The 15,896-nt window shown below is 61.7% G+C and carries 13 protein-coding genes; 9 read left to right on the top strand and 4 right to left on the bottom strand.

Annotation, left to right across the window (positions count from 1 at the left end):
* Positions 1 to 148 precede the first annotated feature (148 nt).
* From DSC91_RS01310 to DSC91_RS01295, 4 genes are all read left to right on the top strand, one after another.
* Complete coding sequence (locus DSC91_RS01310; RefSeq protein ID WP_115776470.1) at positions 149 to 418, top strand: MoaD/ThiS family protein; 270 nt, start codon at positions 149 to 151, stop codon at positions 416 to 418.
* Positions 419 to 638: 220 nt separating this feature from the next.
* A complete protein-coding gene (locus tag DSC91_RS01305) occupies positions 639 to 1,805 on the top strand; it encodes a WD40/YVTN/BNR-like repeat-containing protein (protein WP_115776469.1) in 1,167 nt (388 codons plus the stop codon).
* 179 nt (positions 1,806 to 1,984) lie between these two features.
* On the top strand, positions 1,985 to 3,553 hold the full coding sequence (locus DSC91_RS01300) for a flavin monoamine oxidase family protein (protein WP_229758406.1): 1,569 nt from the start codon (positions 1,985 to 1,987) through the stop codon (positions 3,551 to 3,553).
* Positions 3,546 to 3,989 (top strand): c-type cytochrome, encoded by a 444-nt coding sequence (locus tag DSC91_RS01295; protein WP_115776467.1) that lies wholly within the window; start codon positions 3,546 to 3,548, stop codon positions 3,987 to 3,989. The genes DSC91_RS01300 and DSC91_RS01295 overlap by 8 nt, the downstream gene beginning before the upstream one ends.
* A gap of 152 nt (positions 3,990 to 4,141) precedes the next feature.
* On the opposite strand, the gene DSC91_RS01290 is transcribed toward DSC91_RS01295, so the two are convergent.
* Positions 4,142 to 5,032, bottom strand: coding sequence for a LysR family transcriptional regulator (locus tag DSC91_RS01290; protein WP_115776466.1), 891 nt, complete (start codon positions 5,030 to 5,032; stop codon positions 4,142 to 4,144).
* Between the two features lie 117 nt (positions 5,033 to 5,149).
* Here DSC91_RS01290 and DSC91_RS01285 point away from each other — a divergent pair, with 117 nt between their 5' ends.
* Positions 5,150 to 6,574 carry an aldehyde dehydrogenase family protein gene (locus DSC91_RS01285; protein ID WP_115776465.1) on the top strand — a complete coding sequence of 475 codons (1,425 nt, stop codon included), beginning with the start codon at positions 5,150 to 5,152 and terminating at the stop codon, positions 6,572 to 6,574.
* Between the two features lie 211 nt (positions 6,575 to 6,785).
* On the top strand, positions 6,786 to 8,231 hold the full coding sequence (locus DSC91_RS01280) for a DEAD/DEAH box helicase (protein ID WP_115776464.1): 1,446 nt from the start codon (positions 6,786 to 6,788) through the stop codon (positions 8,229 to 8,231).
* Between the two features lie 109 nt (positions 8,232 to 8,340).
* On the opposite strand, the gene DSC91_RS01275 is transcribed toward DSC91_RS01280, so the two are convergent.
* Positions 8,341 to 9,387, bottom strand: coding sequence for a GlxA family transcriptional regulator (locus tag DSC91_RS01275; protein WP_115776463.1), 1,047 nt, complete (start codon positions 9,385 to 9,387; stop codon positions 8,341 to 8,343).
* Positions 9,388 to 9,529: 142 nt separating this feature from the next.
* Here DSC91_RS01275 and DSC91_RS01270 point away from each other — a divergent pair, with 142 nt between their 5' ends.
* Positions 9,530 to 10,582 carry a helix-turn-helix domain-containing protein gene (locus tag DSC91_RS01270; RefSeq protein WP_115776462.1) on the top strand — a complete coding sequence of 351 codons (1,053 nt, stop codon included), beginning with the start codon at positions 9,530 to 9,532 and terminating at the stop codon, positions 10,580 to 10,582.
* Between the two features lie 350 nt (positions 10,583 to 10,932).
* Here the strand turns inward: DSC91_RS01270 and DSC91_RS01265 are convergent, their stop codons facing one another.
* Positions 10,933 to 12,795: a DNA-binding protein gene (locus DSC91_RS01265; protein WP_115776461.1), complete on the bottom strand. Its 1,863-nt coding sequence runs from the start codon at positions 12,793 to 12,795 to the stop codon at positions 10,933 to 10,935.
* 522 nt (positions 12,796 to 13,317) lie between these two features.
* On the opposite strand from DSC91_RS01265, the gene DSC91_RS01260 reads away from it, so the two are divergent.
* Positions 13,318 to 14,190: a glycosyltransferase family 9 protein gene (locus DSC91_RS01260; protein WP_229758405.1), complete on the top strand. Its 873-nt coding sequence runs from the start codon at positions 13,318 to 13,320 to the stop codon at positions 14,188 to 14,190.
* Complete coding sequence (locus DSC91_RS01255) at positions 14,187 to 15,137, top strand: glycosyltransferase family 9 protein (protein ID WP_115776459.1); 951 nt, start codon at positions 14,187 to 14,189, stop codon at positions 15,135 to 15,137. The genes DSC91_RS01260 and DSC91_RS01255 overlap by 4 nt, the downstream gene beginning before the upstream one ends.
* Positions 15,138 to 15,141: 4 nt before the next feature.
* Here DSC91_RS01255 and DSC91_RS01250 read toward each other — a convergent pair whose 3' ends face one another.
* Positions 15,142 to 15,891: a maleate cis-trans isomerase family protein gene (locus DSC91_RS01250; RefSeq protein ID WP_115776458.1), complete on the bottom strand. Its 750-nt coding sequence runs from the start codon at positions 15,889 to 15,891 to the stop codon at positions 15,142 to 15,144.
* Positions 15,892 to 15,896 lie beyond the last annotated feature (5 nt).

The following is a 15,896-nucleotide window of genomic DNA, read 5'->3' as shown; positions in this document are numbered from 1 at the left end:
ATTGTAGATGGCGCATAAATTCTGATTCGCAACGAAGTGTGTCCGAACGTAACCGGTCGGACGACACGGGCAACGCCCCGATGCACATGGCGGATCGTCTAAACTACAGTACCAACGGACGCGGCCATTCCCGCGCCCCTACTCCGCCATGGCGCACATCTTCTTCGCTGCTTCGATTCAGCGGCATATTGCAACGCCCGAACGCGACATCGACGCGCGCACGCTCGGAGAAGCGCTCGAAGCCGTCTTCGCCGCGCAACCCCGGCTGCGCGGCTACATCCTTGACGATCAGGGCTCACTGCGGCGGCATCTCGCCGTGTTTGTCGACGGCCGGCGGGTGCGCGACCGACAACATCTGTCCGAAGCGCTTGGCAAGGAAAGCCGGGTTTACGTCATACAGGCGCTGTCGGGCGGATAAGGGAGTTCAATCCGTATTCGAGCTTTGCATGGGACCGAACTAAGCGCTGAAGCGCCAGCAGCTTTGCATGGGACCTGAGTAAGCGCTAAAGCGCTAACTCTGGTCGACCGCAAAGCATGGGACCTGAGTAAGCGCTAAAGCGCTAACTCTGGTCGACCGCAAAGCATGGGACCTGAGTAAGCGCTAAAGCGCTAACTCTGGTCGACAGGAGACACTCGATATGAGCGATCGATTGCTTGTCGCAACCCGCAAGGGGCTGTTCGTTCTGCACGCCGATGACGCGGGTGGCTGGACGCTCGGTGAGCCGTATTTCGTCGGCGAGCCGGTAAGTATGGTGCTGCCCGATCCACGCGACGGCTCACTGTATGCCGCGCTCAATCTCGGCCACTTCGGCGTGAAGCTGCATCGCAGGCGCGCGGGCATGACGGATTGGGAAGAGTGCGCGGTCCCCGTCTACCCGCCGCAGCCTGCCGACGAAACGCGTAATAGTGACGGCGCGAACGTGAGTGCAAACACCGACACCGGCACGGACAACGCGAACGCCGCCGCGCCCACCCCGCCGTCCCCTCCCTGGACGCTTCAGCAAATCTGGTCGCTCGAAACCGGCGGCCTGGACGAGCCGGGCGTCTTGTGGGCCGGCACGATTCCCGGCGGGCTCTTCCGGTCCGACGATGGTGGCGACACGTGGGTGCTCAACCGTGCGCTGTGGGATCACCCGGAGCGCAGCGAATGGTTCGGGGGCGGCTACGACGCGCCGGGCATCCATTCCGTAATGGTCGATCCGCGCGACAGCCGGCACGTGACGATCGGCGTGTCATGCGGCGGCGTCTGGCAAACCGGCGACGGCGGCGCGACCTGGCGCCTGACTGCCGAAGGCATGGAGGCCGACTACATGCCGCCGGAGCGGCGCGGCGACGGCAACGTGCAAGACCCGCACCGCGTCGTGCAATGCGCGGCAAATCCAGATGTGCTGTGGATGCAGCATCACTGCGCGATCTTCCGCTCGACCGACGGCGCGGCGCACTGGCAGCGGATCGAAGCGCAGCCATCGAGCTTCGGCTTTGCGGTTGCCGTGCATCCGCGCGAGCCCGACACCGCGTGGTTCGTGCCCGCAGTGAAAGACCAGTATCGGATCCCGGTGGCAGGCCAGTTCGTCGTCACGCGCACACGTGACGGCGGCCGCACGTTCGAGCGCCTGTCGAACGGGTTGCCGCCTGCACCGGCGTACGACCTCGTGTATCGGCACGGGCTCGCTGTTGATGATTCCGGCACGCGCCTCGCGATGGCGTCGACCACTGGCGCGCTATGGACGTCCGACGACGGCGGCGAAAGCTGGCATTTGATTTCAGCACATTTGCCGCCTGCTTATTGTGTCCGGTTTGGATGAAGGCGTACGCGGGGAGGGTAATATCGGATCGTCTCACGCCGCCTGTTTCCGTCGCTATCCGTGATGCCTCTGCACGGTGAAAGCAGGCGGCCTCCTGACGTTCGCGCCACAATTCGTTCGCCATCGTTTCTCTCCAGTCGGGGCACCACGTCCTTATGTCGAGAATGACCGCAAGTACGATGAGCCGCCGGCACCTGCTGACGCTGATCGGCAAGAACCTCGGCGCGGCCGCCATGATGCAAGGCATGGGCACGCTTGGGTTCGCCGCCAACTCGACCTACGCCGGACCAGTCAAACTCGATGGCGCGCCCAAAGGAACGCGAATTCTCGTGCTCGGCGCGGGCATGGCCGGCCTTGTCGCGGCCCTTGAGTTGAAGAACGCGGGCTACCACGTGCAGGTGCTCGAGTACAACAACCGCGCGGGTGGTCGAGCCTGGACTGTCCGGGGCGGCGATCGTTACACGGAACTCGGCGGCGCCACCCAGTACTGCGATTTCGCTGACGGGCTTTATCTGAATCCAGGGCCGTGGCGCATTCCATATCACCACCGGGGCGTACTCGACTACGCGAAACGTCTGAAGGTGCCGCTCGAACCGTTCATCCAGGTCAACTACAACGCGTACCTGCATTCGACGGAGGCTTTCGATGGCCAGCCGCAACGATTCCGGGCGGTGCAGACCGACTATCAAGGCTATATCGCCGAGCTGCTTTCCAAAGCAATCCACAAGGACGCGCTCGACGATGCGTTGTCCGCCGAAGACGCGCATCTGCTACTCGAATCCCTGCGCCAATGGGGGGCGCTCGATCAGGACGGCCGCTATCAGGCGAGCCGAAGAAGCAGCGAACGCCGCGGATTCGAGATCGCGCATGGCGGTGGGCTGATGCCCGAGGCCGTGCCGTCGAATCTGCTCCCGCGCGACCCCTTGCTTGCATCGCGTTTGTGGCAATGGCTCTCGTCTGGAAACGAGCTGGACTTTCAGAGCGCCATTTTCCAGCCCGTCGGCGGCATGGACAGAATTGCCCATGCGCTTTATTCGCAGGTCGCGAGCGCCGTCGTGTTCAACGCCAGAGTCACGGCCATCATGCAGGACGAGCAAGGCGTCACCGTGCGCTATACCGAGACGACTACCCGGACCGAACGGAACGCGCACGCCGATTGGCTGGTATGCACCATTCCGCTCTCGATTCTGAGTCAGATCGACATGGCGGTCGGCCCGGCCATGCGCGCCGCAATCGACGCGGTGCCCTACGAGACCTCGGTGAAAATCGGCTTGCAGTTCGGCCGGCGATTCTGGGAAGAAGACGAGCAGATCTACGGCGGCATCACGCATACCGACCTGCCGATCTCGACGATCGGCTATCCGGCGACAGGTTACGGATCGACCGGTCCTGCGGTGCTGCTCGGCGCCTACATGTGGGGACCCGCCAGCTATGAGATGGGCGCACTGCCCCCTGCGGAACGGATCGCGGTGGCGTTGAGCCAGGGCAGCCAGATTCATCCGCAATATGCACGCGAGTACCAGAACGGCTTCGCGATGAGCTGGAGCCGATCGCCGTTCACGAATGGCTGCTTCGCCGCCTGGACGGACGAGTTGAGAAAAGCGCATTACGAGAATCTCTGTCAGATCGACGGACGGATCGTCCTTGCCGGAGAGCACGCTTCCCATATCCCGGCATGGCAGGAAGGCGCCGTGCTGTCGTCACTGGATGCGATTACCCGGTTGCATCGGAGAATCGTCAATGGATAGGCCGGCGTTGATCCTGCGCGTGATGCTGATGGGCTTGCTGATGGGCTTGCTGATGGGCTTGTTGATGGGAGCCGCGACGGTGCCGGCTCAGGCCGTGGCACAGGACGCACCGCGTACCTTCGCGATTTCTCCGGACTACCGCTTCACCGAAACGAGCGGCGAAGCGCTTTACAACGCTACTTGCGCGGGATGCCATATGCCGGACGGAAAAGGCGCGCAGGGCGCGGGCCACTACCCGGCGCTCGCCGACAACCCGGCAGTCGAAGCGGCACCCTACGTCATCGTCAACGTACTGCACGGCCGGAAGGGGATGCCATCGTTTGGCGACGCGATGAATGACGATCAGGTCGCTGCTGTCGTCAACTACACGAGAACCCATTTCGGCAATCGATTTGCCGGAAGTGTCACGCCGAGCGAGGTGAGAAGTCTGCGCTGAGTTCACGTGGCATGGCTGTCGATGCGCGGCCACTTACCTGCACTTGCGCATTCAAAAGGATTCAATGCGCCTGCCCCGAAGCCGGCGCATGACGTCCGAAAAAAGGCGCCACCTGATGAATGGCCTCTTCCGCCTGGCGGACACGTCTCCCCCTACGGCGCTTCGGCCAGGCGCAACTCATGGACCAGGCTAACAAGGGCGCGCAACCGCGCGGGAACGAAGCGATGACCTGAATAGTAAAGCCTCAGTCCGCCAAACGACGGGCACCACGGAACCAGCACGGGCACCAGAGCGCCGGTCTTCAACTCTTCATTGATGAACCATTCGGAAATAAAGCCGACGCCCAGCCCGAGCAGTACCGCCTGCTTGATGGCCGGCAATTCATTGAGCGCGATGCGCACAGGCAGATCCATCTGCAGCTTCTGGCCCTTGTGCTCCAGCTCCCAGTGATAGATGCCACCGTGGGACATGCGCATGCCGATGCTCTGGTGCTGGAGCAGATCGCGAGGGTGTCCGGGCGTGCCGTGGCGCGCCAGGTATTCAGGCGTCGCCACCACAAGCATGCGGACGTCGCGCGAAAGCGGCACGGCGATCATGTCTTGCGGGACGGATTCGGCCAGGCGGATACCTGCATCGAATCCTTCGGCCACGACGTCGATCATGCGCGACTCGCTCACGATGTCGATCCGTACCTCGGGATAGCGCTGCGCGTACAGGTTGAAAAGCGGCTCCAGCAGCAGGGTTGCCGCGCCCTGCGGTGCATTGATGCGCAGAGTGCCGCTCGGCACGTCCGGGCCGGTACCGGCTTCTTCGCCTGCGCTCCTGATTTCCGCCAATGCGGGGGCAATGCGCTCCACATAGCGCAGCCCCGCGTCAGTGAGAGCTACGCTGCGTGTCGAACGGTTGAAGAGACGCACCCTCAACCGTGCCTCCAGTCCGGCCACGGCGCTGCTCACGGCTGTAGTGGACATCCCCAATTCCTGCGCCGCGCCACGAAAGCTATTGCGGCGTGCGACGGCCAGAACCACTTCCAGCTCGGTCATTCCTGTTCTGTGCATGGATTGTCCCGAATTTACGGATATATCATCAGCCACAAGACGGCTTATCAGAACAATAAACTAATCCTAGACTTCGTTGCATCACATTCAGAGGAAGCCGACATGCAACGCATTGAGCACATCTACATCAACGGCGAATTCGTCACGCCACACGGCGAGGAATGGTTCGACCTCCACAACCCAAGCACCGAGGAAGTCATCGGTCAGGTGCGGCTGGGCGATGTGCAGGACGCGCGGCGCGCCATCGCGGCGGCCCAGGCGGCGTTCCCCGCCTGGTCGCGCACCACGCGCGAGGAGCGCATCTCTGCCCTGCAGCGCATGCACCGGGCCGTGGCGGCGCGTGAAGATGAGTTGATGGACGCCATCCTGATGGAATACGGCGCGCCGTTAGTACGCGGGCGCTGGATGGCAACGTATCCGGCCGATGTCATTGCCCAGGCCATCGATACACTGAAGTCCTTCGCGTTCGAGGAGCAAGCCGGCTCGGCTAAGGTCATCCAGACACCTATCGGCGTTGCCGGTCTGATCACGCCATGGAACAGCAATGCGGGCTTCATCTGCAACAAGCTGGCCACCGCGCTGGCGGCGGGTTGCACCGCCGTCATCAAGCCCAGTGAGATGAGCGCGATGCAGACGCAGATCGTGGCCAGGGCGTTGCACGAAGCCGGCCTCCCCCCAGGGGTATTCAACATCGTCAATGGCCGGGGCGAGGTCGTCGGCGAAGAGATCGCGCGCAACCCCGGCGTCGCCAAGATTTCGTTCACGGGCTCGTCTGCAGTGGGCCAGCATCTGGTGGCTACCGGCGCCGCGACAATGAAGCGCGTGACCCTGGAACTGGGTGGCAAGTCGCCCACGATCGTACTGGCAGACGCGGATTTTGCCGCCATCATGCCGCTGGTGCTGCAGGCGGGTTTCGCCAACAGCGGCCAGGCTTGCATTGCCGGGACGCGTATCCTCGTGCCTCGCAGTCGCCTGATAGAGTTCGAGCAGATCGCGAAGGAGGCAGTCTCGCATGTCCGATCCGGAGATCCGCGCAATACCGACACCGACATCGGTCCGATGGTGAGCAAAAAGCAATGGGAACGGGTGCAGGACTACATCCGTATCGGACAGCAGGAAGGCGCGACGCTGCTGGCAGGTGGTGAAGGCCTGCCCGATGGAATGCGCGCCGGATGGTTCGTGAAGCCCACCCTCTTTACGCATGCCAACAACCAGATGCGCATCGCGCGCGAGGAGATCTTCGGGCCGGTGCTCACGATCATCCCCTACGAGGATGAGGCTGACGCGATCGCCATTGCCAACGACACACGCTATGGCCTGAGTGCCCTGGTGCTGGGCAAGAATCCGGCAAGCTGCGAACGTGTGGCACGCCAGATTGATTCCGGCCGGGTGCTCGTCAACACCCTGGCCCATGAACCGCGCGCACCATTCGGAGGCTTCAAGCATTCAGGGCTCGGGCGAGAAATGGGCAGATGGGGGATGAGCGCCTACCTGGAACCGAAGACCTTGCTGACATGTACAGACTGAGCGGCATAAAAGCCTGACTCCCCGATTGCAATGTCCGCGATACGAATCTGGACATGACAGATATGAAGTCGCAAGTCGATCGGCAGAAACCTAACGGTTGTGTCGCGATAACACTTCGGTGGCAATCAACGTCGATCTTTTTGACCATTGATCTGCGCAACGCAATCAGGCGGTAACCGCTAGAATTGCGGCTTTAACCCGGAATACGCCAATGTCTTTTGCCTCGCTTGGCCTGATTGATCCCTTGCTGCGTAATGTGCAGGACCTCAATTACCAGACACCTACACCGGTGCAGGCCAAGGCGATTCCTGCTGTGCTCAGTGGCCGTGACGTCATGGCTGCGGCACAGACCGGCACTGGCAAAACAGCGGGCTTTGCGCTGCCGCTGTTGCAACGGCTGGTGCAACACGGCCCCGCGGTGTCCAGCAACCGCGCGCGTGTTCTGGTGCTGGTGCCCACGCGTGAACTGGCCGAACAGGTGCTGCAAAGCTTTATCGCTTACGGCAAAGGTCTCGACCTCCGATTTCTGGCCGCCTACGGCGGTGTGAGTATCAACCCGCAGATGATGCAGTTGCGCAAAGGCGTGGATGTGCTCGTCGCCACGCCGGGCCGTTTGCTAGATCTCAATCGCCAGAACGCAGTGCAGTTTGATCAAGTGCAAACGCTGGTGCTGGATGAAGCCGACCGCATGCTGGATCTGGGCTTTGCGCGCGAACTCAACGCCGTCTTTGCCGCCTTGCCTGCTCAGCGCCAGACCTTGCTGTTCTCCGCCACGTTTACCGATGATATCCACGCCATGGCGGCGGGCATTCTGCGCGGCCCGGTCAATATCAGCGTCAGCCCGCCCAATGCCACGGCCAGCAAGATCAAGCAGTGGGTGGTGACGGTGGATAAAAAGAACAAGCCTGACCTCTTCATGCACCTTGTGGCTGAGAACAGCTGGGAGCACGCGCTTGTGTTCGTCAAAACCCGCAATGGCGTGGATTACCTGGCGGCGATGCTGGATGAAGCCGGCTATGCGGTCGACACCATCCACGGCGACAAACCGCAGCCCGCGCGCCTGCGTGCGCTGGAGCGCTTCAAGACGGGCGAAGTACAGATGCTGGTAGCCACCGATGTGGCTGCGCGCGGGCTGGATATCGACGACCTGCCGCTGGTGATCAACGTCGATCTGCCGATCGTGGCGCAAGACTACGTGCACCGTATTGGCCGTACCGGCCGCGCGGGCGCCAGCGGCGTGGCGGTGTCCCTTGTGTGTGCGGATGAAGCGCCGCAACTGGCCGCGATTGAAGCGCTGATCCGGCAAACGCTGCGCCGTGAAGAAGAGCCGGGTTTTGAAGCCGAACACCGCGTGCCGCAAACTAGCGCGACGGGCCAGATCATCAAGAAACCCAAAAAGCCTAAGAAGCCGAAAGTGCCGCAAGCTGCGCCGGGCGCCATGCAGGTGCCCAACAAAAAACCGCGTCCGCAAAGTAGCGAAAACAAACGCAAGCCCGCGGCGCAGCGCGCTGTGGCCGCGGGTAAAGGCACAAGCTTGTCCAGCGGTAGCCCATTCAGCGTGCAAAAGCCACGCAGCAAACCCGCCGGCAAGCCGGCTGCGGGCTCACACAAGCAGGCTGGCAAACCCGCTGGCGGCCGCGGCAAACGCCAACCCTGATCGGTGGGGATGAGTAACGCCAGCCCTGGAACAGGCTGGCGGTTTGCTGCCCGCCGGCAGGCAGCGGCGCGGCTTCGGCGTGCATCAGGTCGGCGGGTAACGGCGGTGACTACCGCTCGGATACCGTCCCAGACTGCGTAGTCGAGCCGTGCCGCGCACGCATCAGGATGCTGCTTGGAGGCGCCTCCTCGCGCATCCGGTAGTCGGTGGGTGTCGTCGCCAGATATTTTCTGAACAGTTTGGCCAACTGACCGCCGCTGCCGATCCCGCAGCGCCGGGCGATCTTGTCGACCGGCAAGCTTGATTCGACGAGCATCCGACAGCTTATGTTCAGGCGCGCGCGAAGCAGATAGTCGGAGGGTGTCATGCCGATTTCGCTCTTGAAGCGTCGCAGGAAGTTGCGCCCGCTCATCGCTGCGACCTGCGCGGCGTCGTCGATAGAGATGGGACGATCGACGTTGGCCTCCAGCCAGCGCGCCGACGCCATAATCTTCTCGCTGACCTGAGGCGCCACGCCGCGCGCCATGGACGAGCTGAGGGGCGTCTCGCTTTGTGGCGCAATCGACTCTGCGACTTGCCGCGCCAGTTCCGGTCCAAGATCATCTTCGACGATGCGCAGTGCCGTGCGTACGGCAGCAGGCGCTTCGCCAAACAGTGGTGCCGGATAAAGTTCGTGCGCTTCGTTGCTGCCATATAGAAGCGCGTGATAGCGGCTGGGAAGCCCTGCCGCTTCCAGAAGCAGTCGTCCTTCCGCGATGGGATGAACAATTTCGCTGAAGGGATGCCTACGGCGCAGCCAATTGCCAAGGCGTTCGTCGCGGCGCGCCTGCTGCACGCCTGCGCCGCCTGCAATGAACAGCAGGTGCCTGTCAGTCGTACCTCGGTGCGACTCGACGCTCTCCGTCCAGACAAACACCGACGACGAGCTTGCGATGCGGCCACCCGCAGCCGAAAGCAGCGAGACGTCATAGCGTGCGCGGCCCGATCCCTGCGATGCGATGAGTGCGTTTGCCTTCTGGAAGATCTCGATAAGCGCCGCAATCTTTGGCAGCGCAAAGCCATTGAACAACGCTATGTCGACACGAGTCATCTCGCTCGTTTGCGTCGCCACGGAAGATTGCCGCGAGCAGCGCGGCAGAGAAGGTACCAGCTCCAATTGCTTTTCCCCGGAATTTTTTTGGCTTGTGAAGCGCTTTCTGACGACACTGGCTTTTTCTTATAATCGGTGATGCAAAAACAAATTACCTGATTGTTTGCCCCTCGGCTATCCGAAATTAATCACGCATGGAAATTTACGCATGGATCTGCCGGACCGATCAGTCAATGTGGCGGCCCAGGGCGCGTCGGACGAGCATGCGGCGGATATCGACAACGGGTTCTCATGGCTGGACCTTGCGACGACCGATGTAGAGGACGCCGCAGGCGTTCAACGTCGATGGATGCCAACCGAGTACGACCAGGTTGATGCAGGCGCGTTTGCCGGCCGGTTTCAGCAACTGGGTTTTCAGGACACCCTCGTGGCTGCTGAACGACAGAATCGCACCGTGCTGAAGCGGCTACATTTCCCGCCCGATTACTGCTCGGTGAGCTTCGTCCGATCGGTCTCAGGTCGGGCACGATGCGACCTCGATGCTCTGTCCCAAGGGACCGTCGCCTACCTGCCGGCAAACAACGAGTACGAAGTGCTTTTACCGCCAAGCGAGATCGCCTATTTTCGGATCCGCCAGGACCGATTCTTACAGGCAGCCGACACCTTGGGTTACGACCTGGCGGGAGACGGGGGCCAGGCGCTGATGTTCGATAGCGTCGATTCCAGTGATCTGAACGACATGCTCGATACCTTGATGTCGCTTCGACATTCGTCTGATTCAAGCCAGCTTGAGGCATTGAATCACGAATACCTGGAAAAGGTCGTGCTGGAGCGCACGCTCCGCATCCTTTCCGACTCGACCGCCAGGTCCTCTCAGATGCCGTCGGGTAGTGCGTATCGAATCACCCAGGCCGCGCAAGCATTGATTGAAAGCAGCCCCGAAGAACCATTGACAGTAATGACTTTGTGTCAGGGGCTGGGAGTCAGTCGTGCCTCGCTTCAGCGCTGCTTCTTGCAGATTCATGGTGTCGCGCCGCTTGCATACTTGAGGATGCGACGGCTCAATTGCGCGCGGCGCGCCCTGAAAGCGGCGCGCGGTACCAACGCCACGGTGACGGCCATCGCTATGCACTGGGGGTTCTTTCATTTTGCTAGATTCGCGCAAGATTATTTGCGCCAATTTGGCGAGCTTCCCTCCACGACACTCGGCAAGTCGGGCAGGACGAAGTCGGCGACTGAACGATCCCGTCTGCAACGTTAGCGCCGATGGGAGCGGTACGAGGGTCCCTAGCCGAACGTCCGCAGTCTAAATGGGGCGACTGCGCTCCCACGAAGCGCTCTAAAGCGGCCATTCGCTATCGGCAGGACATGCCCGTTACCGATGACCGCAGAGGCCGACGAACCACCATCGACCGCCAGGTTCGGACATTGACAAGCCCGGATACACCTGCAACATCAACCATCGAGAAGGCGACCCGCTACAGTTGGCCAACCGGCATCGAACCGGCAAACATGACCTCGCGGATCACCAGACGCCCGCGCACAACGCAGGATCGAAAGATCCAGCGGGCTTCGGTGTTCAGGCTGACCGCACCGATAACCCGCCGAAATTCAGCGCTCCACCTTCGACATCACCGCCGTCGCCGGGTCATACCGATAACCCTTCTGCGAAAGCCGCTCGGCCATCGTCGCGCCAATCAGCTTTTGCTGCGTGTCCCGGGATATCAACTCGCTATCCGGTTTAAGCCGCTCGAGTTCAGACGAGAGCTTCCGGATGAGCGCCACTTCTCCTGTGCTGCGCGAGTCGATGAACAATAGCTTCTCGTTTGCCGAAGCAAGTCGTTCCTTCAGGTCTTTCGCATGCTCCACCCACTGTTCAGCAATCGTGCGCAACTCGTTGAAGGCTTTTTCATGCGCTTTGGCCTGAGCCGAGATCTGGCGTTGTAACTCGGCGACCTCTTCCGCCTTCGCGGAGTCGCCCGCTTGAAGGGCAAGTTGATGGCTGCGTCGCGTTTCATCCGCGCGAGCCTGCTCGACTTCCGCGAGACGCTGCTGCAACGTTGCCGCCTGCTGTTCGGCGACCTCTGCGCGCTCCTTCGCGGCAGACGCCTCTCGCGAGACCTGGGCAAGTTCGGCGCTCACAGCAGATGCGTTCTGCGAAACCTCAGCCAGTTCAGCGATCGCTGCGGTGTTCGCCGCGCTCATTGCGCTGAGCTGTTCCCTCGCCTCCTCGAGTTCCCGGCCGACGCGCTGCAGTTCGTTGAGCTGATCCGACGCTGCGCCGGTCCGCGCTGCGCTCACCTGGCGCTCTGCCGCAAGCGTAGCGTGCGCCTCATCGCGTTCGGCCTCCAGCGCGGCGATCCGCGCGAGGCTCGCGTTCGCTTGCGCCGTAGCAGCCTCTGCCTGCTCCTGAGCGGCAGATACATCTTGCGAGACCCGCGCCAGTTCGGCGCTCGCAACAGACGCGTCCTGCGAAACCTGAGCCAGCTCGGCACTGACAGCGGCCTTCGCCTCAGTCATGGCGCCGAGCTGCTCCCGCGCCGCCTCCAGTTCCCGGTGAACGCGCTGCAATTCGTCGAGCTGAATCAACGCCTCCTCGCTTCGCGCCGCGCTTGTCTGGCGCTCTGCTTCGAGTGCGAAGCGCGCCTCATCCCGCTCAGCCTCCAGGCCCGCGACCCGCGCGACGCTCTCGTTCGACAGCGCCGTGGCGGCCTCCGCGCGCGACAACGCCGCACCAGCCTCCTGCACCGCCTTGTCCGCTTCGGCCGACTTCGCCTGGCAGTCGTAGCCCAACGCGATGATCTCCTGCCGCGCCTCGTCGAGCGCCTGCTTCGTCTGTGCAATCTGGTCGTTCTGGCTGGAAACGGCTGCGGCCAGTTCTTGACGTGCGCGACGTTCCTCGTCGAGTTCCGCCCTCGTGTGCTCCAACGCGGCCTCTTCCGCCGACACACGCTGCGCCAGTTCCTCCGCGCGAGCCTCGGCAGCGTCGGCGCGGCCGGCCGCTGCCGCGAGGTCCGCCGTGAGGCGCACGGACGCTTCCTCCGAGGCGCTCAGCGCATTCGTCAGAGCAATATGCCGCTCACGTCCGGCGGCGACTTCTTCCGTAGTCTTCTGATACTCGACAAGCACCTCGTCCCGTTCCGCGCGGGCCGCATCGAGGTGCTGGTTCACGGCGCTCAGATGCTGGCTGACCGCCCGGTCAGCTTCGCCCTGGGCCGCCATCCAGAGCCGGTCCGCGGCGCTCATCATGGTTTCGGCAATATGCTCCGGCAATCCGGCCTGAACCTGCACGTGGGGCGTGACGGGCTGCCGCGCATCGCGCCAGCGTTGCAAAGCCGCCCCAATGGCAACAATCGAGCCGCCCGGAATCTCCGGCCAAATAGTCACTGGAGAAACCTTCCGGCCCTCCTCGACCATGCGATCCGCGATTCCGGCGACGAGTTCGTCCGTGATTGTGTCTGCGTCCGTGGACATAAGCGCCTCAAAGCTCATTTTGACCTGACGAAAAATTGAGTCCCCAATACGTTACTCCACCCAGCAGGATCCCTGATGACAGGATTGCGGGTTGGCTCCTATCGCGCGACGCGCCGCTCACCGGAAAACCGGCAGCACGACGGCCAGCGCCATCCGCGCCGTACGGCGCGTGATCGATATTATGGGCGATATCCCGGCAGTGTCGGACCAGCAGGCGCGCCGCTACGAACCGGTCACCCGCCGTGGTGTCCCTTTCGTCACCGACCCGATGTCTGGACGCGAATTCTCCCTCTGCGCCTTAACGCGACAGAACCGCATGGACTGGCCGACAAGCTGATTAAGCGAACGTAACCCTGCGTAATGGCAGTTGTAACTCAAGTAACGTTCTCTGAATCTAGACTGTGCCCAATTCACCGAACGGTACTCGTTCACTCGTTCATGACCTGGCAAGCGCTTCGCCACCTGTTGGGAGTGCGCCAATGGGATGTATCTATGCGGCAGGCAGTCCAACCCGTAACGCGTGTGGCCTTGATTCTTTCACCAGCAGTGGGCGACTCACTGTTGATGATGACGGTTGCACGCAACCTCCAGAAACACGGCATCGCGACCACCGTGTTCGGCCAGCATGCGCACGCTTTGCGCGATTGGTTTCCTGGTATCGATATACAGGCGGAGTTGGGCGAAGATCATCTTGCGGAAAAACTGCAGCGCTTTGACACAGTCATTCAGATGCACGGCAATAGACCGTTTGCGGGGCTGGATCGCTCGCATCCCCGGGCGATCCTGCTCGATCACATCTGTCGCGCTCGCTCGTCGGAATCGATGGCAGACAGGCTTGCCCAATTCTGTCGCGATGAGTTCGGTCTGCCGGATGCTGGAAAAAGTAATGGCATCACACCGCCGCCGGGACTTCTGCACCGTAAATATCCGCTTCGCGTCGCCATTCACCCAACGGCGAGCACGGCGGATAAACGCTGGCTGGCGTCACGCTTCATTCGACTGGGCGTGGAATTGCGCGACCAGGGTTTCAGCCCGCAGTTTGTGGTTGCGTCGCACGAGCGTAAGGATTGGAAACATGTGGAGCGTTTAGGTATCGCGGTGCCCGATCTCTCTTCGCTAGATCACGTCGCCGCGTGGCTTTTCGAGTGCGGGTGGTTCATCGGTAACGATTCGGGAATAGGCCATCTTGCATCGAACCTGCAGATTCCCACCCTCTCATTGTTCATGCGCAGTGGTATCGCACGCACGTGGCGCCCCGACTGGGGGACCGGACGGGTGCTGATCGGCGGCGCCTATCTGCCCACGGGACGTCTGAAGGAGCGTTACTGGAAATACCTGTTGTCCGTCGGCAAGGTGATCCAGGCATTCGAGCAGCTGCGCGCCAATCTCGCATGAATCCATTACCCTTCCCCGGCATGATCGGCGACAGACCCGGACGCATCGCCGTGGTCATGTCGAACGCAATCGGCGATACCCTGGTGTTGATGGTCATCGTGCAGAATCTCTTGAGGAACGGCATCGATGTCACGGTATTCGGGCGCCCTGCTCACGCATTGCGACACTGGTTCCCCGATGTCACGATTCAACCGTTGCCGGACGAGGCGGATCTCGGAGCAACGCTGGCGCCGTACGACAATGTTCTGCAAATGCATCGGAATCAGCCGATGCCACGGCTGACGGAAGCTCACCCGTATGTCCTCGATCTTGACGACGTCGTATTTGGGGACCACCCAGGGTGCATGGCGGAACGCTTCGCCAACTTCTGCCGCGACGAACTCGGGCTATCGCATGTCGGTTTGCACAACGGAATGACGCCCCCGCCCGCACTGCGGCACCGCCAGTACATTCGCCGGATCGCGATTCATCCCGAGGCCAGCACGGAGGATAAACGCTGGTTCTCGCGAAGATTCGTGAAATTAGCCCACGATTTGCGTCGACGCGGCTACGACGTCAACTTCGTGATCGCGCCTCACGAACGCGAGCGCTGGTTCGATCTGGAAAGATGGGGCATTCCTGCTCCGGAATTCGGCAACCCTCATGAACTGGCATGCTGGCTTTACGAATCCGGCTGGTTTATCGGAAACGACTCCGGTGTCGGACATCTTGCGTCGAGTCTCAACATTCCGACCATCAGCCTGTTCCGACGGCGCCGCGTGTCTGAACGCTGGCGCCCGGCGTGGGGAACGGTCAACGTTGTTTTGCCCTGGCAATGGGTCCCCACCGCGCGACTCAAGGAGAAATTCTGGCGTCAAACGCTCACATGCGCGCGGGTATTGTCGGCGTTTCAGCGCATGGTTCGAGACGACGGCAATACAGCGGAACGCGGTTCGGGTCGGCAATAGCCGGTCACACACCGGAAAGCAACGCCCCCGCGCCAGGGACGATCGGCTCGAGCTCAAGATGATCCAGCATGCGCCGGACGGTGCATACCGCAGTCGAGACCGTGCGGATTCCCAGCATGTCTTCGATACGCTGAATCGCCGGCAATGAGGGCATCTGAACGCAGGCGGACGCCACCACGACGTCCGCGCCTTCCGTGTTCAAGCCGCGAACGTCGTCGACCAGTTGCATCGGGTCGCGCAAACCGACCTCCAGATTGTCGGGAATCTCAAAGCAGATCGAATCGATGACCTCAATGCCTTCGTTCTCGATATAAGCGACGACGAGGTCAGTCAAGGGCCGCATGTACGGCGCCATCAGCGAAATGCGCCGAGCGCCCATGATCTTCAGACCTTCCACCAGCGCTCCCGCCGAGGTCATGACGGGCGCGATGCAATGATTGGCACGCGCGATCTCCAACAGATCGCGTTCAGTTTCGCGATGATATCCAGGCCCCATCGCCATGATCGCAACCAGGCACGCCGTGCTCATGACATCGACACGAGCGTCGGCGAGCTCCGCCGCACAGCGCAAGCTTTCTTTGTTCATCGCGACCAGTTCTTCCTTCGTGACCTTGTGCATTCTCATCCGGCTCGAATGGAAGGTGAACCGCTCGGGGCGGATTGCTTCGCGAGCACGGAACATGGCGGGAATCTCGGTTTCCATGGTCGTATTCGAACTCGGAACGATCTGCCCAATGCGAAAACTTTGAGACATTTTTC

The sequence above is a fragment of the Paraburkholderia caffeinilytica genome (assembly GCF_003368325.1).
Lineage (GTDB): Bacteria > Pseudomonadota > Gammaproteobacteria > Burkholderiales > Burkholderiaceae > Paraburkholderia > Paraburkholderia caffeinilytica.
The sequence above is the reverse complement of the archived record's forward strand: the minus strand, read 5'-3'. Positions and strand labels throughout refer to the sequence as shown.